The following is a 22,721-nucleotide window of genomic DNA, read 5'->3' on the forward strand; positions in this document are numbered from 1 at the left end:
ATGGCCGAGTCTCAACCGCTACCTGACGCGCCTGGCGGCGCCGAATATTTGCGCGCAGTGCTGCGTTCCCCGGTGTATGAAGTTGCACAGGTGACGCCGCTGCAGGTTATGGAAAAAATTTCAGCGCGTCTCGGCAACACCATTCTGGTGAAGCGGGAAGATCGCCAGCCGGTGCACAGTTTCAAAGTGCGCGGTGCTTACGCGATGATTGCCGGTCTGAACGAAGAGCAGAAAGCGCGCGGCGTGGTGACGGCGTCAGCCGGTAACCATGCGCAGGGCGTGGCACTCTCCGCGACGAAACTGGGCATCAAGTCACTGATTGTGATGCCGCTGGCGACCGCAGACATCAAGGTTGATGCAGTGCGCGCATTTGGCGGTGAGGCTTTCCTGTTTGGCGCCAACTTTGATGAGGCGAAAGCCAAAGCGATAGAACTCGCTGAACAGCGCGGCTACACCTTCGTGCCGCCATTTGACCATCCGGCTGTCATTGCCGGACAGGGCACGCTGGCGATGGAGCTGTTGCAGCAGGATGCGCACCTCGACCGGGTCTTTGTCCCGGTTGGCGGCGGCGGTCTGGCGGCCGGCGTGGCTGTGCTGATTAAGCAACTCATGCCGCAAATCAAAGTGATTGCGGTGGAATCAGAAGATTCAGCCTGCCTGAAAGCTGCACTGGAAGCGGGTCATCCGGTCGATCTGCCGCGCGTCGGGCTGTTTGCCGAAGGCGTAGCGGTCAAACGGATTGGCAGCGAAACTTTCCGGCTCTGTCAGGCTTACATCGATGACATTATCACCGTCGATAGCGATGCGATTTGCGCGGCGATGAAAGATCTGTTCGAAGATGTTCGTGCCGTGGCGGAGCCGTCTGGCGCGCTGGCGCTGGCGGGCATGAAAAAGTATATCCAGCAGCACGAGATCAAAGGCGAGCGGCTGGCGCATGTGTTATCAGGTGCCAACGTCAACTTCCACGGCCTGCGTTACGTCTCCGAGCGTTGTGAGCTGGGCGAACAGCGTGAAGCGCTGCTGGCCGTCACCATCCCGGAACAGCAGGGCAGCTTCCTGCGCTTCTGCCAGACGCTGGGCGGACGTTCCATCACCGAGTTCAACTACCGCTACGCGGATGCGGACAAAGCCTGCATCTTTGTTGGCGTGCGTCTGACCCGTGGCGTGGAGGAGCGTAGCGAAATCATCAGCGAGCTCACCAGCGGCGGTTATCAGGTGGTCGATCTTTCAGATGATGAGATGGCGAAATTGCACGTGCGCTACATGGTGGGTGGACGTCCCTCCAAGCCGCTGCGTGAACGGCTCTTCAGCTTTGAATTCCCGGAGGCACCTGGCGCATTGCTGAAGTTCCTGCAGACGCTGGGCACTCACTGGAATATCTCGCTGTTTCATTACCGCAGCCACGGCACCGACTATGGTCGTGTGCTGGCAGCTTTTGAACTCGGCAGCGATGAGCCACGTTTCGAGGAGCATCTCACCGATCTGGGTTACGACTTTCATGACGAAAGCCAGAACCCGGCGTTCCGCTTCTTCCTGTCAGGCAACTGATTACAGCTGGCTCCAGAAAGCACTGATCAGCGGCTCTCCGAGCCGCTTTTTTTGCACGCAAATGCCGAGCTCGAACGGTGCAACCGAGTCAATATTCTCCAGTAACAGCACGCGGTTACGCACCGGGTCCGGGCTGTTCTCCAGCACCACATCCGGCAACAGTGCAATACCACAGCCCAGCGCCACCATTGAGACAATCGCCTCATGACCCGATACTGTGGCGTAAATCACCGGATTCGGTATGCGCTGACGGCGGAACCAGAGGTCGATACGCCGTCGTGCAGGCCCCTGCACCGGCAGGATAAACGGAATTTTTGACCAGTCGGGCTGCGGCTGTGTGGCCTGGGTGCGAACAGCACAGGGCAGCGCAGGCGCAATCAGTACCAGCGGGATCAGCCCCAGTGGCATAAAATCAATGCTGGCGGGCAGGGTTTCAGGCCGTCCCGCAATCGCCAGATCGGCATCGCCGGAGTGCACTTTTTCCACCGCATCCGCGGCATCGCCGGTATCCAGTTTGATTTCAACCTGCGGATGTTCAGCGCGAAAACGGTCAAGGATTGGCGGCAGATGACTATAGGCCGCCGTCACAGAACAGAACAGGCGTAGTTCGCCGCTGAGTGATGGGCCGTTAAGATCCATCACATGGCGCAGTTGCTGATACTGCAAAAGTGTCTGCTGGGCAAACTGGCGCAGGCGTTCGCCCGCTTCCGTCAGCGTCACGGTGCGGTTATCGCGCAGAAACAGCGCATGGCCGACATCTTCTTCAAGCCGCTGGATCTGGCGTGACAGCGTGGAAGGGCTGACGTGCATAGCACGCGCAGTGCGCCCGAAGTGGCAGCTTTCTGCCAGATGAAGAAACAGCTTCAGATCCCGTAAATCCATGTGCGCGTCGCCTCTGGGTGGTGTTGCATTTATTGCAATGTGACGTTGTTAATATATCAATTTAAGCAACAGAATTCCTGTCATATGATGGGGTCATTCGCGGCGCTGCATGATTCGCCGTTCCTGAACAAAAAAAGCAAACACAACCTTACCGGAGTACTCATGGCTAACTATTTCAACACATTGAACCTGCGCAACCAGCTGGCGCAATTAGGCAAATGTCGTTTCATGGCGCGTGATGAATTCGCGGATGGTGCCAGTTTCCTGAAAGGCAAAAAAGTCGTTATCGTTGGCTGTGGTGCGCAGGGCCTGAACCAGGGTCTGAACATGCGTGATTCCGGTCTGGACGTCGCCTATGCACTGCGTGCCGAAGCGATTGCGGAAAAACGCCCTTCATGGCGCAAAGCGACCGATAACGGTTTCAAAGTGGGGACTTACGAAGATCTGATCCCGCAGGCTGACCTGGTGGTTAACCTGACTCCAGACAAGCAGCACTCTGCTGTGGTTCAGGCTGTTCAGCCGCTGATGAAAGATGGCGCTGCGCTGGGTTACTCACACGGTTTCAACATCGTTGAAGTGGGCGAAAGCATTCGTAAAGACATCACCGTCGTGATGGTGGCACCGAAGTGCCCGGGAACTGAAGTGCGTGAAGAGTACAAACGTGGCTTTGGTGTGCCGACGCTGATCGCGGTTCACCCGGAAAACGATCCTAAAGGCGAAGGCATGGCGATTGCTAAAGCCTGGGCAGCAGCGACTGGCGGCGATCGTGCTGGCGTACTGGAGTCCTCCTTCGTAGCAGAAGTGAAATCAGACCTGATGGGTGAGCAGACTATCCTGTGCGGTATGTTGCAGGCCGGTTCACTGCTCTGCTTCGACAAGCTGGTGGCTGAAGGGACCGACCCGGCTTACGCAGAAAAACTGATTCAGTTCGGCTGGGAAACCATCACCGAGTCACTGAAATTTGGTGGTATCACCCTGATGATGGATCGTCTTTCTAACCCGGCGAAGCTGCGCGCTTATGCACTGTCGGAACAGCTGAAAACCATCATGGCGCCGCTGTTCCAGAAGCACATGGATGACATCATCTCCGGTGAATTCTCTTCCGGCATGATGGCTGACTGGGCGAATGATGATAAAAACCTGCTGACCTGGCGTGAAGAGACCGGCCAGACCGCATTCGAAACCGCCTCACAGTATGAAGGCAAAATCGAAGAGCAGGAGTACTACGACAAAGGTGTTGTGATGGTAGCGATGGTTAAAGCGGGCGTTGAGCTGGCGTTTGAAACCATGGTAGACGCTGGCATCATTGAAGAGTCTGCTTACTACGAATCACTGCATGAGCTGCCGCTGATTGCGAATACCATCGCCCGTAAGCGTCTGTATGAAATGAACGTGGTTATCTCTGATACTGCCGAATATGGTAACTATCTGTTCTCCTTCGCCGCAGTTCCGCTGCTGAAAGAGTTCATGACCACATTGCAGCCAGGCGATCTGGGTAAAGCGGTTGAAGGCACGCAGGTCGACAATGCGCAGCTGCGTGACGTCAACGAAGCCGTTCGCCAGCATCCGATTGAAACCGTTGGCCGCAAACTGCGTGGCTACATGACCGACATGAAGCGTATCGCTGTCGCGGGCTAATAAACCTCTTCACCATTTTCAGCAAAACAAACCCCGGCTTGCCGGGGTTTTTTATTTGTGAACACTGCCTGGAAGGTTCGCTGTAGGAACGGTGCCTGCACTGCCTGCTTCGCTGTAAGATCGAGCCTGTACAGGCAATACGGTCAGATCGGAAAGACGCAAAACCCGCCATCCCTGGCATGCTCTGCCCGCGCGATTACGCACCTCATCCCTGAGCCTTTCGCCTGACCTCAGGGCGATGCTTTTTAGCCCTTCAGGGGTCATGTCTATCCCCTGATGCCCCCTCTGTTTACTGAATCCAATCCATAAAAAAACCCGGCGGCTGCCGGGTTTCACTGATCTTCATCCAATCGGATTAAACGTCATACAGCGTCTGATTACGTGTCTCTTTACAGGCGAGTAACGCAATCAGCGTCAGTACGGCCATCGATGCCAGATACAGCCCCACCGCCTGCAAACCATAATGCGCATTCAGCCAGGTCGCGATATAAGGCGCAACGGAGGCACCCAGAATCGAGGAGAGGTTATAGGAGAACGATGCGCCGGTATAACGCACTTCCGTCGGGAACAGCTCTGGCAGCAGCGCGCCCATCGGGCCAAACGTCAGCCCCATAATGCTCAGACCCAGCAGCAGAAACGCCATCACCAGTGCCTGCGAACCCGAACCGAGCATCGTCGGGAACAGGAACGAAAACGCGATAATCATCAGCGTAATAGTAATCATCGTCTTGCGACGACCAAAACGGTCAGCCAGCAAACCGGCAATCGGCACCATCACGCCAAAACCGATCACCGCCAGCATCAGCATCCACAGCATGCTGTTACGCGGGATGCCCAGACCAGCAGGCGCTGCCGTGGTGCCATAACTCATCGAATAGACAGTCATGATATAGAACAGCGTATAGGTCGCCAGCATGATAAAGGTGCCGAGAATCGTGGCGGTCAGATGCTTGCTCAGCAGCGCCGCAATCGGCACCCGAACCTGCTTTTTCTCTTTCTGCACTTTGGCAAACACCGGGCTTTCATGCAGTGACACGCGGACATAGAGGCCAATCAACACCAGCACTGCAGAGAGAATAAACGGCACGCGCCAGCCCCACTGCATAAATTGCTCGTCGGTCAGCAGCCATGAAAGCAGCAAAAAAGTCCCGTTAGCGAAGAAAAAGCCAATCGGCGCACCCAGTTGAGGGAACGAACCATAAAGCGCACGCTTCTTTGCCGGTGCATTTTCCGTCGCCAGCAGCGCCGCGCCACCCCATTCACCGCCCAGCCCCAGTCCCTGACCAAAACGCGCCAGCGCCAGTAGCAGCGGTGCCATCACGCCGATCGTCTCATAGCTGGGCAGCAGACCAATTACCACGGTAGAAATGCCCATGGTCAGCAGCGAGGCAACCAGCGTGGCTTTGCGACCCACGCGATCGCCAAAATGACCAAACACCGCTGAGCCAATCGGACGCGCGATAAAGGCGATAGCGAAAGTGGCCAGCGACTGTAGCGTCGCGACCGTGGCATCACCCTGCGGGAAGAAAATGTGCGGGAAAACAATCACCGCAGCCGTGGCATAAATATAAAAGTCGAAGAATTCGATGGCCGTACCGACCAGCGAGGCAATCACCACTTTACTGCGTGAGTTAACCGGCGTGGGATCCTGCTGTTTGTCGAGCGTGTCTGTGAGAGAGGCTTGCATAACTGTTTCTTATTTGTAAATACAGACAAAGAATCTTACGCATCTGCCAGAGCGCATTCAATGATGAAAACCCGCGCCGCGTCTGGCTTCAGCGGGTGAAAAGTGGATAATTTGTGTGGTACTGCGAATAGCGGGTGATACCGGGGTAAACCGGACGATATCTGGCGGGATACTCTAAGAAAGGGCTAAATAAAAGTGACCCCTCAGCTATTCATCCTGTTATCTGATGAAAAAATAGCCGAGGGGTGATATTTTCCGCTGTTGTTAACGGATTACGATGTTTTGTGTCGGGAGGCGCTGCCCCCTTCGCGCATCTGTGGGTCATCTTTATATTTGGCCGTGGCGATCCATGCCGCACAGAACAGCGTCAGGCGGGCAAAGAAGTAGAAGAACGCCATCAGGCCGAGTACGGAACCAAAGGCCGCACCGGAAGGCGACGTCGCCATCTTCGGCAGCGTCAGCGTCATGACAAACTTGATCACCTCAAAGCCGATTGCCGCCAGCAGTGTGCCGCGGAACAGTGCTTTTTTACGCGGCTTATGACGCGGCAGGATCCAGAAAATCCACAGGAACAGCAGATAGTTAGCCATGACAGAAATCGAAGTGGCGATGATGGTCAGTGCAGGCCGTAACCAGTCGATGCCATCCAGGCCCAGTGCACTCACGGTAGAGGCCTGCGCAGAACCGGCTACCGAGGTCAGCGACAGCGTAATCACCAGCGCCAGCATCAGTCCAGCCAGCGATAGCAGATCGCGGATGTAACGTTTCCAGATCTTCTCTTTGTCATCCGGTTTGCGTTCCCAGACGTCGCGCGACTGGGCACGAATCGCTTCACGCAGGTTGCCCATCCAGTTAAGACCGGAGTAGAGCGCCAGCAGTAAACCGGTGATACCCACGGTGGCGCGCTGTTGAATGGCGGTATTCACCGTATTCTTCAACGTGGTCGCCAGCGTCGGATCGCTGATGCTGCTGACAATTTTGTTGATGATATCAGTCAGCAGATCCGGATTTGATGCCAGCACAAAACCCACGGCGGCAAATGACACCATCAGAATGGGAATCAGCGACAAAAATGAGAAATAGGTAATGGCCGCACCAAACTGGCTGCCGAGCCGATCGTTAAAGCGGTCAAGGGCGCGGATAAAATGCGCCACCGCAGGAATAGCCTGAAACCAGGTGGCGAAACGCGACACGCGATCAATGGATTCATCCACGGTGTGATTGCCGGTTTTAATGTCGATAAGCGGCTTTTGTGGCTGCAAATCCTGTGGGTTTTCCTGCTTGTCTGTCATAGACCTTCACTGTCCTGTTTATCATTAAAATCAAAGTATAGCCGCTCAGGTGACGTACTCCTGTAACACCTGACTCAGCCACTCCATAAATACCCGCACGCGACGTGCCACATTGCGGCGGTGCGGATAGAGCAGATGGATTGGCATCGGTCTGGCGGGGAAGCGATGCAACACTTCCACCAGCTCGCCCCTTTCCAGTAATGTCTGAATCCCGGCGGCAGGCACCTGAATAATGCCTAATCCTGCCAGACAGGCGGCGCGATAGGTTTCAGTGCTGTTCACCGTCACCACGCCGCCGGTATGAACGTAATGGCACTGCCTGCCATCAAAATATTCAAACCCGGGTGATGCCTGACCGAGCTGCTGGCTGTAATGCACCATCGCATGCTGCGACAGCTCTTCCAGACGCGTCGGCATGCCGAACCGCGAAAGGTAGCCAGGGCTGGCACAGTTGATCAAGGTGTGGGTACCAATTTTTCGCGCAATCAGGCCTGAATCTTTGAGTTCTCCGACCCGAAGTACACAATCAAACCCTTCGCGGATAACATCCACCTGCCGGTCGCTGCTGCTCAGCTCAATCTCCACACCGGGGTAGTGCTGCAAAAATTCTGGCAGCCTTGGCAGGACAAAACCGGTGGCCATCGCTACCGACATATCGACCCGCAGTTTACCGCTGAGTGAGGCGGGTTCGTGCTGGAACAGGCTGTCTAAATCGTCAATCATCGACAATAAATCCAGACAGCGATCGTAATAAACTAATCCATCCTGGGTCAGCTGCACCCGGCGCGTGGTGCGATGCAGCAAACGTGTTGCCATTTGATTCTCCAGCGCCTGAATCTGTCGCGATACGCTGCCTTTTGGTACGCCTAAACTCTCTGCGGCGCGGGTAAAACTGCCCATTTCGGCCACCCGCACAAACACCTGCATTGCGTGAATTTTGTCCATGTTGTTCACCGATTGTTGTCTTTATTGAAACAGTGATGCGCGTTTAACCCTGTTTATAGATCAATAATTCGCGAATATCCTTAACCCGTGTTCAATTTTTCAACAGGCGAGAGCGATGAATCAGAAAATAGCGTTAATTACCGGTGGAAACCGTGGTTTAGGCCGAAATGGAGCCTTAAAACTGGCTGCCAGAGGCACCGATATCATTCTGACGTACCGCAGCCATGCCGATGAGGCGCAGGCGGTCGTAAAGGAAATTGAGGCGCTGGGAAGGCGCGCCGTGGCGCTGGCCCTGGATGTCGGCGAAACCGGCCAGTTCGATCGCTTTGTCGGAGAAGTGAATCAGGCGCTTCAGCAGCAGTGGCAATGTGAGCGCTTTGATTATTTAGTGAACAATGCCGGTCACGGACACTACAAGCCCTTTACCGACACCACCGAGGCGGAATTTGATGCGCTGGTGAATGTGCATTTTAAAGGGCCTTACTTTCTCACCCAGAAACTGCTGCCGCTGATCAACGACGGCGGCCGCATCCTGAATATTTCCAGCGGGCTGACCCGGCTGGTCTATCCTGGCTCTTCGACCTATGCGTCGATGAAAGGGGCGATGGAAGTCCTGACGCGCTATCAGGCGAAAGAGCTGGGCGAACGGCGCATTCGCGTCAATATCCTGGCGCCTGGTGCGATAGAGACCGACTTCGGTGGTGGCCGTGTACGCGACACCCGCGAGATTAACGATCAGATTGCCGGACTGACGGCGCTTGGCCGGGTCGGACTGCCGGATGATATCGGCGATGCCATCAGTGCGATCCTGAGTGACGAAACCGGCTGGATTACCGCGCAGCGTATTGAAGCGTCAGGCGGTCAGGGAATTTAACGGCGGGCGGCGTCGCGGTTAACACGACGCCGCCGCCTTTCACAGCGTAATGGTGCCATCAATGACGGTAACCGTATTGCCGCCAATCCAGATGGTCTCACCGGCGAAAGATACGTTCACCCGGCCTGCACGCTGCAGGGCCGTTCCCTGGCGAACGCGATAGGCGGTGGTATGGCCTGCCGCTGCGAAGTAACGCGCCAGACAGGCGTTGGCGCTGCCGGTCACCGGATCTTCGGTCAGGCTACCATGCTCTACCAGCAGGCCACGCACTTCATACTGCTCAGGCTCGCCCTCAGGTAAGCGGCCAAACGGCATCACGCCCGCCACACCTGCATGTTTAATCAGGCGCTGCAAATCGCTGACATTGGGCTGCAGCGCCAGCACGGCGTCGGCGGTGATCATCGGTACCAGCAGCCAGCGAATTCCCATATCCACGATGGTCGGGCTTTGCGTCAGATCGAACGCATTGCTGTTAAAGGCGTTCCCCATCAGCGCATCCTGCCACGGCATCAGGGTGGCAGCAGGTGCGGCAAACGCCAGTTCACCTGTTTCACCCATCTTTACCGTCACGTTACCGACGCCGCACTCCTGCACAATTTCACCCGGTGTACGGATTGGCCAGCCCGCCTCCAGTAGCGCGTGCGCGGTGCCCAGCGTCGGATGACCGGCAAATGGCAGCTCGCCTTCCACGGTAAAAATACGTACCCGGTAGTCCGCCTCTTCGTGCTGTGGCGGCAGCACAAAGGTGGTTTCTGACAGGTTAGTCCAGCGGGCAATCGCTGCCAGCTGGCTATCGCTTAACCCCTGAGCATCCATAATCACCGCCAGCGGATTGCCATTAAAGGCGGATGAGGTAAACACATCGACTTGCTTAAACGCGACCTTCATTGTGACTCCTTGCTCTGGGTTCAGTGTGGCCTTTTCTCTGCCGGATGATTGCTTATAACAGCTAACAGCGTTATCAATAAGTTAAAGATTTTATCGGAGACTCTGAATGCTAACGATCCTGGGACGCGCCTCCTCAATCAACGTGCGCAAAGTTTTATGGCTGTGTGACGAGCTTGACCTTGCGTATCAGCGCGAAGAGTGGGGCGACGGCTTCCGCTCAACCCACCTGCCGGAATTCATGGCACTGAATCCGAATGCGATGGTGCCGGTTCTGAAAGATGATGACTTTGTGATGTGGGAGTCCAATGCCATTCTGCGCTATCTGGCGAATGCCTATGGCGGCGAATGGCTCTATCCTCATCATCCGCAAACGCGGGCGCCTGTGGATCAGTGGATAGACTGGCAAGCCACCGAACTCAACACCTCCTGGCGCTACGCATTTATGTCGCTGGTGCGAAATTCACCGGCTCATCAGGATCCACGTCTGCTGGCGGCAGCCAGTAAAGGCTGGGCACACACCATGAGCATTCTCAATCAGCAACTGGAAAAAACCGGTCGCTACGTTGCCGGGCGTAATTTCACGCTGGCAGATATTCCGATCGGTCTGGCGGTGAACCGCTGGTTTGAAACCCCGCTCGACCATCCCGATTACCCTGCGGTGCGGACTTATTATGAGCGCCTGACTGAACGTCGCGGCTATACCGTCTGGGGCCGCAACGGTACACCCTGAGCCTCGCCGCACGGGATTCCTGCCAGTTCACAGGCGATTTCACCCGCGCGCTGAATTGCCCGGGAGTAGCGCGCATCAAACGGATAGCAGCAGGAGAGTCGCAGCGCATGGTTGTAGCGTTCGCTCAGTGAATAGAGCGCGCCAGGCGTGACGCAAATTTGCTCCTGCAGCAGTCGATCAAACATCTCGGTGGTATTCACGCCGCCCGGTAACTCGACCCAGAAGACGAAGCCGCCACGCGGCAGCGTTGCGCGCGTGCCCTCCGGGAAGTAGCGGGCGATCAGACCCCGCGCCTCATCCAGGTTAGCTGCGTAACGACGGCGCAGCGTGCGCAAATGGTGGTCGTAACCGCCGGAAGCGAGAAACTCCGCCAGCGTTTCAGACAGCAGGGCGGACTCGGCCATCGATGACACTGCTTTCAGCCGGGCAATCGCATCATGAAAACGGCCAGCGGCGGTCCAGCCAATACGGAAATCGGGGGCCACAGTTTTGGTGAAGCTGGTGCAGTAGATCACCCAGCCATCGCGATCAAAGGCTTTCACGGCGGGCGAGAGCGGCCAGTCGAACTGCAACTCGTCATATAGCCCATCTTCTATCAGCGGAACGTGGTAAGTATTCACTAACTTCGCCAGCCGCTTCTTGTTCTCCAGCGACATACCGCAGCCCAGCGGGTTCTGCGCGCTCGGCATCGCAATCAGTGCCTTAATGCGCTGCTCCTGCAGCAGCATCTCCAGTGCATCCAGCGACAGCCCATGCTGCGGGTCGGTGGGGATTTCCAGCGCCTTCAGGCCGAGCGAGGCCAGCAGCGGGAAGAGGAAGAAGTAGGTCGGTGACTCCAGCCCGACGCAGTCACCAGGCTGCGTAACCGCCCGCAATGCCAGCTGAAGTGCCTCCATGCAGCCATGAGTCAGGGTGATCTCATCGGCGGTGAGCGTCTGCCCGGCGTGCAGCGCCCGTCGCGCTATCTCCTCCCGTAAGCGCTCACTACCGGGCGGAAGCGCATAGCGACCGATCATGTTGGGATGACGGCGCAACAAGGAGGCCGTAATCCGGGCGATGCGCACCGCAGGAAACAGTTCACTATCCTGCGGGCAGGCCAGAGAGATATTGGTGTAGTCCGGATGATTCTGCGCCGCAAATACCTTATCGATCAGGTCGAGCTTGCCGCTGCTGGGGTCGCGTACCCGGGTCTTATGCTGACCGTGACGGGTTACGGCAGGCAACACGCCGCGCACGTAATAGCCCGACTGCGGTCGCGCCTCAATCAACCCGCGATCTTCCAGCATCTGCCAGGCGTTGAGCACCGTATTGACGCTAACCTGGTGTGACTGGGCAACACGGCGAATCGCCGGCAGGCGTTTGCCCGGTTTCAGCGTGCCCTGATGGATGGCCTCAGCGAAGCTGTCTGCCAGCTGCTGATAGAGCGGCTGATCGGAAGTAGGAGCAAGGGACACAGTCGCCTCCGGTCTGGATGGGTACAATTGCTGTTAATAAGAACTGTATCCATAACAATAGTGATTTTGTGTCACTGTTACCATCCCTTTCCCCGCCGTAGCATAGAATTCTGCCCACTTTTCAGGAGAGCCATCATGCTCGATCCCTCTTTCTTCAGTTACGTTACCGTGATGTCCATTACGCCAGGCCCGAACAACCTGTTGCTGGCGACCTCCGGGGTCAATTTTGGCATGCGGCGAACCCTGCCGATGGTGTTCGGCATACTAGTGGGCTGTGCGGTGCAGACGGTGATGGCTGGCATGGCGCTGGAGGTGTTACTGCACTGGATGGCGGCGATTCGCCTGCCGCTGACGCTGGCAGGCTGTAGCTATCTGATGTGGTTATCCTGGAAGATTTTTCGCGCCGGTGCACCCGAAGCGCGAACCCGCCCACAGCCGATGACGCTGGTGGGCGGCGCCTGCTTCCAGGCGGTCAATCCTAAAGCCTGGCTGATGGCCACCAACGTCGCGCTGCTTTACAGCGGCAGCAACGGCGTGCTGACGGTGATGATCGGCTTTATGCTGCTCAATCTGCCCTGCATCCTGATCTGGGCTGCGCTGGGCGATCGCCTGCGCAGCCATCTGCAGATTGCCTGGAAGCGTCAGCTGTTTAACAGCCTGATGGCGCTGTCGCTGGTGGCGACCACCATCTGGATGCTGACCGACGCGCTGCTGGCCGCTTAATCAGGTGCACCCGGCGCGGTGGCCGACGGCCATTTCCAGTTCTGTACTTCCGGCAAATCTTCGCCATGTTCACGAACATAGCGATGATGCTCCGCCAGACGCTGCTGTAAATCTTCCAGCAGCTCCGGATGGGCATCGGCCAGGCCCGGCACGCGCAGAATCGCCTCCTGCGCCAGATGATAGCGGTCAAGCTCGTTCAGCACCGTCATATCAAATGGCGTGGTAGTGGTTCCCTCTTCATTAAAGCCGCGCACATGGAAGTTGCGGTGATTGGTGCGTGAATAGGTCAGCCGATGTATCAGCGTCGGATAGCCGTGGAAGGCAAAGATCACCGGTTTATCCTGGGTAAACAGTGCGTCGAATTCCGCATCAGATTTGCCATGCGGATGCTGATCTTCCGGCTGCAGCGCCAGCAGATCGACCACGTTCACCACGCGGATGCGCAGTTCGGGCAACATCTCACGCAGCAGATCCACCGCCGCCATGGTTTCCATAGTCGGCACATCACCGGCGCAGGCCATCACCACATCCGGCTGGTCATTCTCCGGTGTGGTGCCCGCCCAGCGCCACTCGCCCATACCCGCTTCACAATGGGTCACCGCACTGGCCATATCCAGCCACTGCGGCGCAGGCTGTTTGCCCGCCACAATCACATTAATCCGATCCCAGGTGCGCAGGCAGTGATCGCCCACCCACAGCAGCGTATTAGCATCGGGCGGCAGATAGATGCGCACGATGTCCGCTTTCTTGTTGGCGACATGATCGATAAAGCCCGGATCCTGATGGCTGTAACCATTGTGGTCCTGACGCCAGACGTGCGAAGAGAGCAGATAATTCAGTGACGAGATCGGTTTGCGCCAGCCCAGTTTACGTGACACTTTCAGCCACTTGGCGTGCTGGTTAAACATCGAATCGACGATATGAATAAAAGCTTCATAGCAGTTGAACAGCCCGTGGCGACCGGTCAGGAGATAGCCTTCAAGCCAGCCCTGACACTGATGCTCACTGAGGATTTCCATCACCCGGCCATCCCGCGCCAGCTGCTCATCGTACGGCTCGGTTCGTTCCAGCCAGGTGCGGCTGGTCACATCGAAGACAGGTGTCAGGCGGTTAGAGGCGGTTTCATCCGGGCCAAACAGGCGGAAATTATCGCGGTTCCGCTGGAACAGTACGCTGAGATAGCGCCCCAGATGCTCAGTGGCCTGCGCCATCTCCGTGCCTGGCTCGCTGACATCGCAGGCAAACTCCGCAATGTCAGGTGCATCCAGCTCACGGCGTAGCAGGCCGCCATTGGCATAAGGCGAAGCCCCCATGCGTTTTTCGCCTTCCGGTGCCAGCGCCTGCAGTTCTGGCTTCAGGCGACCCTGTTCATCAAACAGGTCGTCGGGCTGATAGCTGCGCATCCACGTTTCAAGGATCTGTCGATGACCTTCATCTTCACGACAGGCCGCGACCGGCACCTGATGCGCGCGCCAGAAATTCTCCACTTTTTTGCCATCCACCGTTTTTGGGCCGGTCCAGCCTTTGGGGCTGCGCAGGATAATCATCGGCCAGCGTGGCACGTCGGTGCTGGCGTTGCCGCTGCGCGCCTCACGCTGATACTCAGCGATCTTATTGAAGGCGTTATCCAGTGCCTCCGCCATCAGCGGATGCATTTTTTCCGGCTCATGCCCGCAGACGAATATTGGCTCATAGCCATAGCCGCTGAATAGCTGGTGCAGATCCTCATCGCTGCTTCGACCCAGTAGCGTCGGGTTAGCAATCTTGTAGCCATTAAGATGCAGAATCGGCAGCACCGCGCCGTCACGTTCAGGATTGAGGAATTTGATGCCGTGCCAGCTGGAGGCCAGCGGCCCGGTCTCCGCTTCGCCGTCGCCAATCACGCACGGCACCACCAGATCGGGATTATCGAAGGCCGCACCAAAGGCATGAGAGAGTGAGTAGCCCAGCTCACCGCCTTCATTAATCGAGCCGGGCGTTTCCGGCGCCGCATGGCTGGGAATGCCACCCGGAAAGGAGAACTGTTTAAACAGGCGCTGCATGCCTGCCGCATCCTGAGAGATGTGCGGATAAATTTCGCTGTAGCTGCCCTCCAGCCAGGTATTCGCCACCATGCCGGGGCCGCCATGACCTGGCCCGCAGATGTAGATCATATTCAGGTCGCGCAGGCGAATAACACGGTTGAGGTGGGCATAGATAAAATTCAGACCTGGCGTGGTGCCCCAGTGACCCAGCAGACGCGGTTTAATATGTTCCGGCCTGAGTGGCTCGCGCAACAGCGGGTTATCCATCAGGTAAATCTGTCCGACGGAGAGGTAATTCGCCGCCCGCCAGTAGCGGTCGAGCAGGGTAAGTTCGGGTGACGCAGGGGAGTAAGACATGCGGGTTCCTCCTGATCGTTCAGCTAAAAGATGTCTTAACCCTAATAGAGAATCCTCGGAACGACCAGGCAACCGCCCAATAAAAAAGGCCCCGCCATGCGGAGCCTTTTTATCAATGGCGCTGAATTACTTGCCGACGACGAATGCGGTTTCCCGTCCTTCATCGTTGGCCGCCATCGGGGTGACCGGCGAGTAGTCAAGCTGGAGAATACGGCTGGTTTCAGCTAACACTTTTTCTGTCAGCGCCACGTCGCCGTTCAGCTTACGACCCCAGGAGGGGACTACCGCACGGATTTTGTTCTGCCATTCCGGCGAAGCCATCTGCTCAGGACAGACCTTGTGCAGCAGCTCCAGCATGATCGGTGCTGCCGTAGACGCGCCCGGCGAGGCACCCAGCAGAGCTGAAATCGTACCATCCTGTGAAGCGACGACTTCGGTGCCCAGACGCAACACAGCGCCCTCTTTCTCATCTTTTTTTATGATCTGCACACGCTGACCGGCTGTGACAAGGCGCCAGTCCTCCTGTTTCGCCTGCGGCACATAGGCACGCAGCGCGTCCATACGGTCACGGTCACTTTGCAGTACCTGATCCATCAGGTATTTCACCAGATCAAAGCTTTTCAGCCCGACTTTAACCATTGGCAGCATATTGCTGCTGTTCAGCGAGGTGAACATATCCATCAGCGAACCCTGCTTCAGGAACCGGGTCGAGAAGGTGGCGAACGGGCCAAACAGCAACACCTGCTTGCCATCCAGCACGCGGGTGTCGACGTGTGGCACGGACATGGGTGGCGCACCCACGCTGGCTTTGCCGTAGACCTTGGCCATGTGCTGCTCGACGACCTGCGGGTTTTCCGTGACCAGGAACGAACCACCTACCGGGAAACCGGCGTAGCCGTTGGCTTCCGGAATGCCGGCCTTCTGCAACAGCGGTAACGCCGCGCCGCCAGCTCCGATAAATATTTTGCCTGCGGTCAGCGTGCGACGCGTGCCGCTGTTCAGACACTGCAGCGTGACCTGCCAGCGACCATCAGCCAGCTTTTTCAGCTCACGCACTTCCTGACGGAGACGCAGCTGGAAATTCTCTTTCTTCTCTAACGTGGCAATTAACTGACGGGTGATTTCACCGAAGTTCACATCGGTACCCATCTCCGTCCAGGTCGCGGCCACTTTCTGGCTGCGGTCACGGCCATTCATCACCAGCGGGATCCAGCGGGCAATCTGCTGCGGATCTTCGGAGTAGGCCATGCCACGGAACAGGGTGCTTTTCTGCAGTGCCTGGAAGCGCTTGCGCAGGAAGTCGACGTTGTCGTCACCCCAGACAAAGCTCATGTGCGGCGTACTGTGAATAAAGCTTTTAGGATTGCGCAGATTGCCTTTCTGGACCTGATAAGCCCAGAACTGGCGGGAAATCTGGAACGATTCGTTGATCGTTATCGCTTTGGAGATGTCGATGCTGCCATCGGTCTGCTGAGGTGTATAGTTCAGCTCCGCCAGCGCCGCATGACCGGTGCCCGCGTTATTCCAGCCATTGGATGACTCTTCGGCCACACTATCGAGCCGCTCCACCATTTCGATAGACCAGTCCGGCTCTAACTCCTGCAGCCATGCACCGAGGGTAGCGCTCATCACACCAGCACCAATCAGCAGCACGTCAACGTCTTTGCGCTCCTGCGCGGTAATAGTGGTGTCCTTTGCCATGGCACTCATCGCGAGCGCAAGGTTTACAGCTGAATTGCTCATGAGGCGACATCTCCTCTTCTGTTGACCTGAAGCCCAACAGTTTCGCAGGCGAAATAGTCACGCTTCTTACGAGCGCGTTGCGCTATTTCTCAAAGGTTAAGTCTCAGGTATAGGGTTAAAGCGGTGATAACGCGTTAACTGAACGTTATGCTTAGTCATCTGAATATAACATTCTCGCATCTGAATTAAACATTAGTTTATTTTTTAAATGCAGAAATGATTCAGCATAAGAATTAATCATCAGGCTCAGTGGCGTATTAGCGTTTTTTTAGAGGTAAGTCAGTGAGTTAACTGAAAATCCATGTTGCGGAAAAGCCCCATGCTGGTGCAGTGGCGGAAAGGATGCGAACAGGGCGGAATTATTTAATTAGCTGAAATTTAGCGATTTATTATGCAGCGAGGAATAACAGGAATCGGGAGCAGAGAGCCTTAACGCCCTCTGTTGTAAAAATAATGTTACATTTTTGTGAGTCTTAAAATGCGTTCGCACCCGCGCACGCATCGGATTCACTTATGACTGATTCGCGCTGGCAGGGAGCTTTTTCAGACTTATCGCCATGCGGTTATAGGTGTTCATCAGGCCAATTGCGATGTTCAGATCGACAATCTCTTTTTCACTGAAGTGGACTTTCAGTGCGTTATAGCGAGTGTCTGGCGCGCCCTGCTGAGCAATCAGTGTCAGGCATTCAGCCCAGTGCAGGGCCACCTTTTCTTTATCACTGAACAGCGTGCCGGATTCATGCCAGACAGATGTCAGTACGATCTTATCCCAGCTCATACCCGATTTATTCAGCGCTTTGGTATGCATATCAATGCAGTAGGCGCAGCCGTTAATCTGGGATATGCGCAGGAACAGCAGTTCCAGTAAAGTGAGCGGCAGATCGGTTTGCGCCAGATAACTGTATACGCCGCCCAGCGCTTTCATGCCTGCCGGTGCTGCACTGTGAAAATCAATACGTTCGCTCATCTTATTGCCTCCTGGGGTTGATGAGGCGATTTTCGGCCTTTCAATGGAGCAGATAAAGTGCCAAAAAATGAGAGTCTGACTGGTCCATCACCGTTTTCTACACTCACACTGCAGCGTGGCACTTCACGCGGCCTCAGCGAGCAATTGCGCCAGCTGATTGAACAGGCGATTGGTGAAGGGCGTTTACAGCCCGGCGCACGTCTGCCCTCCTGCCGCGATCTGGCGGCGCAGCTCGGCGTAGCGCGCGGCACCGTTCGTGCCAGCTATGACATGCTGGTTGAGGGTCAGTTTCTGCAGGCCAGAGGCGCGGCGGGCACCTTTGTCAGCGCATTACTACCGCTAAAACCGGCCGGTGCTAATACTGAACGTCTGCTACTGGAGGGCGCAGAAGAATATGACGCGGCACCGCTGACCTTTCAGATGGGCATTCCGGCCAGCGATGCATTCCCGGCGAAAGTCTGGCTGCGCATTCTCCAGCGTCATGCGCGCATGCAGGCCAGCAGAGCGGCCAGCTATCCCGATCCGCGCGGTAGCGTAGCGCTGCGTCAGGCGCTGGTGGCCTACCTGGCGGTGGCACGCGGCCTGCGCTGTCAGGCGGACCAGATCATTATCACCAGCGGTTATGCGGGCGCGATGGGCCTGATTGGGCTGGCGATGGATTTTCAGGGAAAAACAGCCTGGCTGGAAGATCCCGGCTTCTGGGTGGCACGTCGCGCGGTTGAAGCATTGCGTGTCACGCCGGTTTCCGTGCCGGTTGATGCTGAAGGGTTGCAGGTGGAGGCCGGGATTGCCCGCGCGCCGGATGCCGCTTTCGCGCTGGTCACCCCGGGACAGCAGGCGCCGCTTGGCATGACCATGAGCCTGGTACGCCGCCATGAATTGCTGAACTGGGCCAGCCGGGAGCAGCGCTGGATTATCGAAGATGACTATCTCGGCGAGCTTCAGCCCGGCAACCGTGCGGCTCCGGCACTCGCAGCACTCGATAGCGAGGGGCGGGTGCTGCACATCGGTACCTTCAGCAAGACGCTGACGCCGCAACTGCGGCTGGGTTTTATGGTGGTTCCGCCCGCGCTGACGTCGCGCTTCAGCGAGGTCTGCGCGTTGCTTTCGCCTGCATCCTCAGGATTGTTGCACAACGCGGTGGCGGAGTTTCTGCGGGAAGGTCACTTTATGCGGCATCTTCGGCGCATGAAGCGCATCTATCATGAGCGACTGGAACAGATGATCGCGGCGCTCCATCCTCACTTTCCTGACCTGCAACGTGCCGGGCTGGCGGTGATTGTCCGCTTACCCGCCGGTACGCCGGATGAGGCCATTGCGCAGCAGGCGGTGGAGTGGGGCATGGCACCTTCGCCGCTGTCGATCTGGTATCAGCAGGCCGATCAGCGCGGTGCGGGTCTGGTGCTGGGTGCGGCACATCTGCCGCGTGAAGGTTACGCGCGCAGCGCCGAACGGCTAAAAGCCCTGGTCGATGCGCAGGCGGTCAGCCTCTGAACCAGCGACGCCAGACAAAGCGGATAACAAAAAACTCTATGGCGCCCAGCAGCAAAAACCAGACGCAAAACACCACCGTGTAGAGCTGATTCAGATCCTGTAAATGGAACATCTGCAACAGATGCTGCGCCACCGTCACGCTAAAGGCGGGCGCGGGCAGCAGCAGCGCCGAGAGAAAACCCAGCAGCAAAATGCCGCCAGGCACGATCAATGTTTCAAAAGGGTTATTCATAACCGGTATCTCATATTTATCAGCCAGGCATTTTCCGGTAATCGGCGACAGGGTTCAATGGTGGCGTGCGGCAATACGCGCCCAGGGCGCATTGCAGGGCAAAGGAAACGGCCAGAAAAGGCTTTGCCACCATCGACTTAGCGCCATTCATAGCGAATGATAAGAGTTATAGCCTTTGCTATACTTAAAGCCCTGATTTTACTGTCTTTTTATCTTGAGGTTTGCGTGGTAGACTGCGCCCACTTTTTCATAACTGAACACTTTGTGTGGTGAATTCAGCGTGAATTGCCGCTTTTTCGCCCCAGGTGAATAAATCATGACCTTTATTGCCACTTTAATTCTTGCGCTGGGTATGTCGATGGACGCGTTTGCCGCTGCGCTGGGCAAAGGTGCCACATTGCATCGTCCTGGTTTTAAAGAAGCGCTGCGTACCGGTCTGATCTTCGGCTCTATTGAAGCGCTGACCCCACTGATTGGCTGGGCGCTTGGCCTGGCCGCCAGCCGTTACATCATGGCGTGGGATCACTGGGTTGCCTTCACCCTGCTGGCATTTCTGGGTGGCCGTATGATGATGGAAGGTTTTCGTCAGACAGCCGTCGCAGAACCTTGTGAAGCCCCGCAAAGTCATGGCTTTATGGTCCTGGCGACCACCGCCGTCGCGACCAGCCTGGATGCGCTGGCGGTCGGTGTTGGTCTGGCTTTCCTGCAGGTGAACATTCTCACTACTGCGCTGACCATTGGTGCTGCCACCACGGTGATGGCGACGACCGGTGTATTAGTCGGACGCTTTATCGGTCCGGTACTGGGCAAATGGGCGGAAGTGCTGGGTGGCGTGGTTTTAATCGCTGTCGGCTCCACCATTCTGTTGCAGCATCTTGGCTACACCGCCTAGGGCTTTTGCACATAAAAGCGTCATTTTTGTGATCTGGTTCAAATTTATTTGCTGTTAAAACGCACAGAGGCTATACTTTTTCGGTATATCTTCAACTAAATTTGAATCAGGTATTTTATGAAACGCATCATTAAACACGTGTTCCGCGCCTACGTTGAGACGTTCAAACACGTGCCGCCGGGTGCCATGTACTAAGTACAGTACCCCGCAAGAAACCCTCGATAATCGCGGTCAGGGATCGACCTGTGATTATCACCTTTTGCTTTTGCTTTCTTCTGAGTAAACCCGCGTTTTTGCACTTCCTGGTGCGTCTAATCTGCTTCTGTCACTCTTCTTGTTGTCTTCGCGCTAAAAACACTTTCTGGCGACAAAATGACGCCTTTTTGCTTCCGTGCTTTATGTGTCGGTTGTGATGTTTTTTATGTTTGGATTAAGCGGTGTCAGGCAAGTTGTCAGGTGATGACTCGTTGCTAATTTGACATTAATGTTTACTCACAATGAGGCTAAATGTCCGCTTTGTGCCAGATTCGAACGTTGATGAACCCTTAAGAGATGACAAAACCTGATTAGCGATTATTTACTTCCTGAGCCTTCAAGAAAGCGGGGCGACTCGTTGCTCTGCATATGTAGCTATCAATCTCTTCGGTGATTTCCAATCCGCACAGCTTTGCCCATAACAACGTATGAGAAAGAAAAATATCGGCCAGTGTAAAGTTATTACCTGCAATCCATGCTTGAGTGGGGTTAAAGCGAATCTGAGAAATAACTTTATCTGCTTCCTTACTGAGGTAATTCATTATATCCGGCGAACGTTGGTTTTCGGGAGTGAAGACAATATGTTTGAGCAGACCCCAGACGGGGGCTTCCAGATCGGATAGCGTGAAGCTTAACCACGAATTAACGGAGGCTTTTTCTTCAGCGGTTGCGGGATAAATAGAGATGTCTTTATGTTGTTCACACAGGTAAATACAGATCGCTAAGGTTTCACTGATTGACACGTCACCATCGGTCAAAAAAGGAACTTTTCCTAATGGATGGGGTGATTTAACCTCAGAAGCAGGGTTCAAAAGCTCGACTCTGATGGACTCGTAATTCGCGCCCATCTCTTCAAGAGCCCAGAGTACTCTTAATGATCGGCTTTTAGGGTAGGTATAGATCTTCAATTCAATATCCCTTTGTTGTGAAAGCAATTTTATAAGTTAAGTAGGTAGCTCATGTCAAAATTTCCGCTTTTCGCGCATAGCATATATCCCCCGCGGTTAGGTCCACTTTGTGCCAGGAGCGGACGCAGGGAGCTGCCTGAGCATAGTAAAACCGGTTGCCATTGGGCTATTTTTCAGGCGATGTAGAGGTTAAGAGAAACCGCCTGAAGTTGACTCAATATTACTGAAAATTCAGTAATATTCTGTATGTCATGCTCATTTCACGGGATTGCAAACCTTGAAGGCGTGATTTTTTTCAAAAATTCCTGCTACAAAATCCATGAATACAATCGCCCTTTTTGGCAAAAGTCGATTGGCAACATAAACGGCCTGAATGGGAACGGGCGACGCAGTGTAACCAGTCAGCAATAATTGTAATTCGCCACTTTCCAGCCCCTCTTTAAACAACCATTCCGGGCCCTGTGCGATTCCAATTCCCGCATTGACAAATTTCTGTACTGCTTCAGGTGAATTGACCCTGAGCCGACCAGAAACAGGAACAGTGATATCCTTAAATCTCCAGGTGGCGCCTGTTGTCAGCAGGGTATAGATCAAACACTCATGTTTTTTTAAATCTTCTGGCGTATCAGGAGTTCCATATTTAGTCAGGTACTTATTACTGGCAACACAGACTCGCTCAAACATGCCAAGCCTGCGGGCATGCATAGCACTGTCTTCCAGGTGGCCAATCCGTATGGCCAGCTCAGCCCCTTCATCAACGAGATTGACATAGCGGTCATTAATCTGCAGGTCCAGTGCCATTTCAGGGTTGCGTTCTAAAAAATCCGGGATGTGCGGAACTAAGAATGTATGAGCCAGTGCTGTGGGGCAGGCAACGCGTAACAGCCCTGTGGGTGTAACATTTTCTCTGAAAGAAGACTCTGACTCTTCGACAGCCTCAAGAATCCGCCTTGTTTCCAGATAATAACGTTCGCCTTCAGGCGTTAATGAGAGCTTGCGGGTCGATCTGTGAAGTAATCTGGTCTGCAAATGTTCTTCGAGGGTTGCTACATGACGGCTAATATTCGGTTGCCCTAAACCTAAATCTCTGCCAGCTGCGGAAAAGCTGCCTGTTTCAACGGTACGGACAAAACATCTCATCAAAAGTAATTTATCCATTCAATTGCTCATTTATGCTTTTAAAGCATG

The 22,721-nt window shown here is 55.4% G+C and carries 20 protein-coding genes; 8 read left to right on the forward strand and 12 right to left on the reverse strand.

All coding sequences use genetic code 11. The features are described from left to right. Positions 1–1,548 (forward strand): threonine ammonia-lyase, biosynthetic, encoded by a 1,548-nt coding sequence (gene ilvA / locus ACR8BF_RS00990; RefSeq protein ID WP_008926356.1) that lies wholly within the window; start codon positions 1–3, stop codon positions 1,546–1,548. Here the strand turns inward: ilvA and ilvY are convergent, their stop codons facing one another. Then, positions 1,549–2,430: an HTH-type transcriptional activator IlvY gene (ilvY, locus tag ACR8BF_RS00995; protein ID WP_008926355.1), complete on the reverse strand. Its 882-nt coding sequence runs from the start codon at positions 2,428–2,430 to the stop codon at positions 1,549–1,551. 162 nt (positions 2,431–2,592) lie between these two features. Between ilvY and ilvC the strand changes: the two genes are divergently transcribed. Continuing rightward, positions 2,593–4,068: a ketol-acid reductoisomerase gene (gene ilvC, locus ACR8BF_RS01000; RefSeq protein WP_033784686.1), complete on the forward strand. Its 1,476-nt coding sequence runs from the start codon at positions 2,593–2,595 to the stop codon at positions 4,066–4,068. Positions 4,069–4,423: 355 nt separating this feature from the next. Here the strand turns inward: ilvC and ACR8BF_RS01005 are convergent, their stop codons facing one another. From ACR8BF_RS01005 to ACR8BF_RS01015, 3 genes are all read right to left on the reverse strand, one after another. Further along, positions 4,424–5,755, reverse strand: a complete 1,332-nt coding sequence (locus ACR8BF_RS01005) for an MFS transporter (RefSeq protein WP_434745442.1) — start codon at positions 5,753–5,755, stop codon at positions 4,424–4,426. Between the two features lie 272 nt (positions 5,756–6,027). Next, the gene (gene yhjD / locus ACR8BF_RS01010; protein WP_434745443.1) at positions 6,028–7,047 is read right to left on the reverse strand and encodes an inner membrane protein YhjD; all 1,020 of its coding nucleotides are present in this window, start codon (positions 7,045–7,047) and stop codon (positions 6,028–6,030) included. Positions 7,048–7,092: 45 nt separating this feature from the next. After that, complete coding sequence (locus tag ACR8BF_RS01015) at positions 7,093–7,992, reverse strand: LysR family transcriptional regulator (RefSeq protein ID WP_179898705.1); 900 nt, start codon at positions 7,990–7,992, stop codon at positions 7,093–7,095. 115 nt (positions 7,993–8,107) lie between these two features. Between ACR8BF_RS01015 and ACR8BF_RS01020 the strand changes: the two genes are divergently transcribed. Beyond that, positions 8,108–8,866: an SDR family NAD(P)-dependent oxidoreductase gene (locus ACR8BF_RS01020; RefSeq protein WP_179898706.1), complete on the forward strand. Its 759-nt coding sequence runs from the start codon at positions 8,108–8,110 to the stop codon at positions 8,864–8,866. 39 nt (positions 8,867–8,905) lie between these two features. Here ACR8BF_RS01020 and ACR8BF_RS01025 read toward each other — a convergent pair whose 3' ends face one another. Beyond that, positions 8,906–9,754: a PhzF family phenazine biosynthesis protein gene (locus ACR8BF_RS01025; RefSeq protein ID WP_434745444.1), complete on the reverse strand. Its 849-nt coding sequence runs from the start codon at positions 9,752–9,754 to the stop codon at positions 8,906–8,908. Positions 9,755–9,860: 106 nt separating this feature from the next. On the opposite strand from ACR8BF_RS01025, the gene ACR8BF_RS01030 reads away from it, so the two are divergent. After that, on the forward strand, positions 9,861–10,484 hold the full coding sequence (locus tag ACR8BF_RS01030) for a glutathione S-transferase family protein (RefSeq protein WP_313701112.1): 624 nt from the start codon (positions 9,861–9,863) through the stop codon (positions 10,482–10,484). Here ACR8BF_RS01030 and ACR8BF_RS01035 read toward each other — a convergent pair. Next, positions 10,451–11,938: a PLP-dependent aminotransferase family protein gene (locus tag ACR8BF_RS01035; protein ID WP_292987134.1), complete on the reverse strand. Its 1,488-nt coding sequence runs from the start codon at positions 11,936–11,938 to the stop codon at positions 10,451–10,453. The two genes, ACR8BF_RS01030 and ACR8BF_RS01035, sit on opposite strands and share 34 nt — an antisense overlap. A 135-nt stretch (positions 11,939–12,073) precedes the next feature. On the opposite strand from ACR8BF_RS01035, the gene ACR8BF_RS01040 reads away from it, so the two are divergent. Continuing rightward, positions 12,074–12,661 (forward strand): LysE family translocator, encoded by a 588-nt coding sequence (locus tag ACR8BF_RS01040; RefSeq protein ID WP_179898710.1) that lies wholly within the window; start codon positions 12,074–12,076, stop codon positions 12,659–12,661. Here ACR8BF_RS01040 and ACR8BF_RS01045 read toward each other — a convergent pair. The 3 genes from ACR8BF_RS01045 to ACR8BF_RS01055 form a co-directional block, all read right to left on the reverse strand. Then, positions 12,658–15,042 carry a phosphoketolase family protein gene (locus ACR8BF_RS01045; RefSeq protein ID WP_434745445.1) on the reverse strand — a complete coding sequence of 795 codons (2,385 nt, stop codon included), beginning with the start codon at positions 15,040–15,042 and terminating at the stop codon, positions 12,658–12,660. The two genes, ACR8BF_RS01040 and ACR8BF_RS01045, sit on opposite strands and share 4 nt — an antisense overlap. 126 nt (positions 15,043–15,168) lie before the next feature. Continuing rightward, positions 15,169–16,785: a malate dehydrogenase (quinone) gene (gene mqo, locus ACR8BF_RS01050; RefSeq protein WP_434745446.1), complete on the reverse strand. Its 1,617-nt coding sequence runs from the start codon at positions 16,783–16,785 to the stop codon at positions 15,169–15,171. Positions 16,786–17,296: 511 nt separating this feature from the next. Next, the gene (locus ACR8BF_RS01055) at positions 17,297–17,752 is read right to left on the reverse strand and encodes a carboxymuconolactone decarboxylase family protein (protein WP_179898713.1); all 456 of its coding nucleotides are present in this window, start codon (positions 17,750–17,752) and stop codon (positions 17,297–17,299) included. Positions 17,753–17,809: 57 nt separating this feature from the next. Between ACR8BF_RS01055 and ACR8BF_RS01060 the strand changes: the two genes are divergently transcribed. Further along, complete coding sequence (locus tag ACR8BF_RS01060; RefSeq protein ID WP_179898714.1) at positions 17,810–19,246, forward strand: PLP-dependent aminotransferase family protein; 1,437 nt, start codon at positions 17,810–17,812, stop codon at positions 19,244–19,246. Here the strand turns inward: ACR8BF_RS01060 and ACR8BF_RS01065 are convergent. After that, entirely contained in the window at positions 19,236–19,478 is a 243-nt protein-coding gene (locus tag ACR8BF_RS01065; RefSeq protein ID WP_136197670.1) for a DUF1158 domain-containing protein, read from the reverse strand. The genes ACR8BF_RS01060 and ACR8BF_RS01065 overlap by 11 nt on opposite strands. A 316-nt stretch (positions 19,479–19,794) precedes the next feature. On the opposite strand from ACR8BF_RS01065, the gene mntP reads away from it, so the two are divergent. Together mntP and azuC are read left to right on the forward strand one after the other, a co-directional pair. Further along, positions 19,795–20,370: a manganese efflux pump MntP gene (gene mntP, locus ACR8BF_RS01070; RefSeq protein ID WP_179898715.1), complete on the forward strand. Its 576-nt coding sequence runs from the start codon at positions 19,795–19,797 to the stop codon at positions 20,368–20,370. Between the two features lie 117 nt (positions 20,371–20,487). Continuing rightward, on the forward strand, positions 20,488–20,565 hold the full coding sequence (gene azuC / locus ACR8BF_RS01075; protein WP_123809971.1) for a stress response protein AzuC: 78 nt from the start codon (positions 20,488–20,490) through the stop codon (positions 20,563–20,565). 371 nt (positions 20,566–20,936) lie between these two features. Here azuC and ACR8BF_RS01080 read toward each other — a convergent pair whose 3' ends face one another. Together ACR8BF_RS01080 and ACR8BF_RS01085 are read right to left on the reverse strand one after the other, a co-directional pair. Further along, positions 20,937–21,533, reverse strand: a complete 597-nt coding sequence (locus ACR8BF_RS01080) for a glutathione S-transferase family protein (RefSeq protein WP_179898716.1) — start codon at positions 21,531–21,533, stop codon at positions 20,937–20,939. A 255-nt stretch (positions 21,534–21,788) separates the two neighbouring features. Next, on the reverse strand, positions 21,789–22,691 hold the full coding sequence (locus ACR8BF_RS01085; RefSeq protein ID WP_179898717.1) for a LysR family transcriptional regulator: 903 nt from the start codon (positions 22,689–22,691) through the stop codon (positions 21,789–21,791). Positions 22,692–22,721 lie beyond the last annotated feature (30 nt).

This window comes from Candidatus Pantoea rara, assembly GCF_051136265.1.
Classification (GTDB): Bacteria; Pseudomonadota; Gammaproteobacteria; order Enterobacterales; family Enterobacteriaceae; genus Pantoea; species Pantoea rara.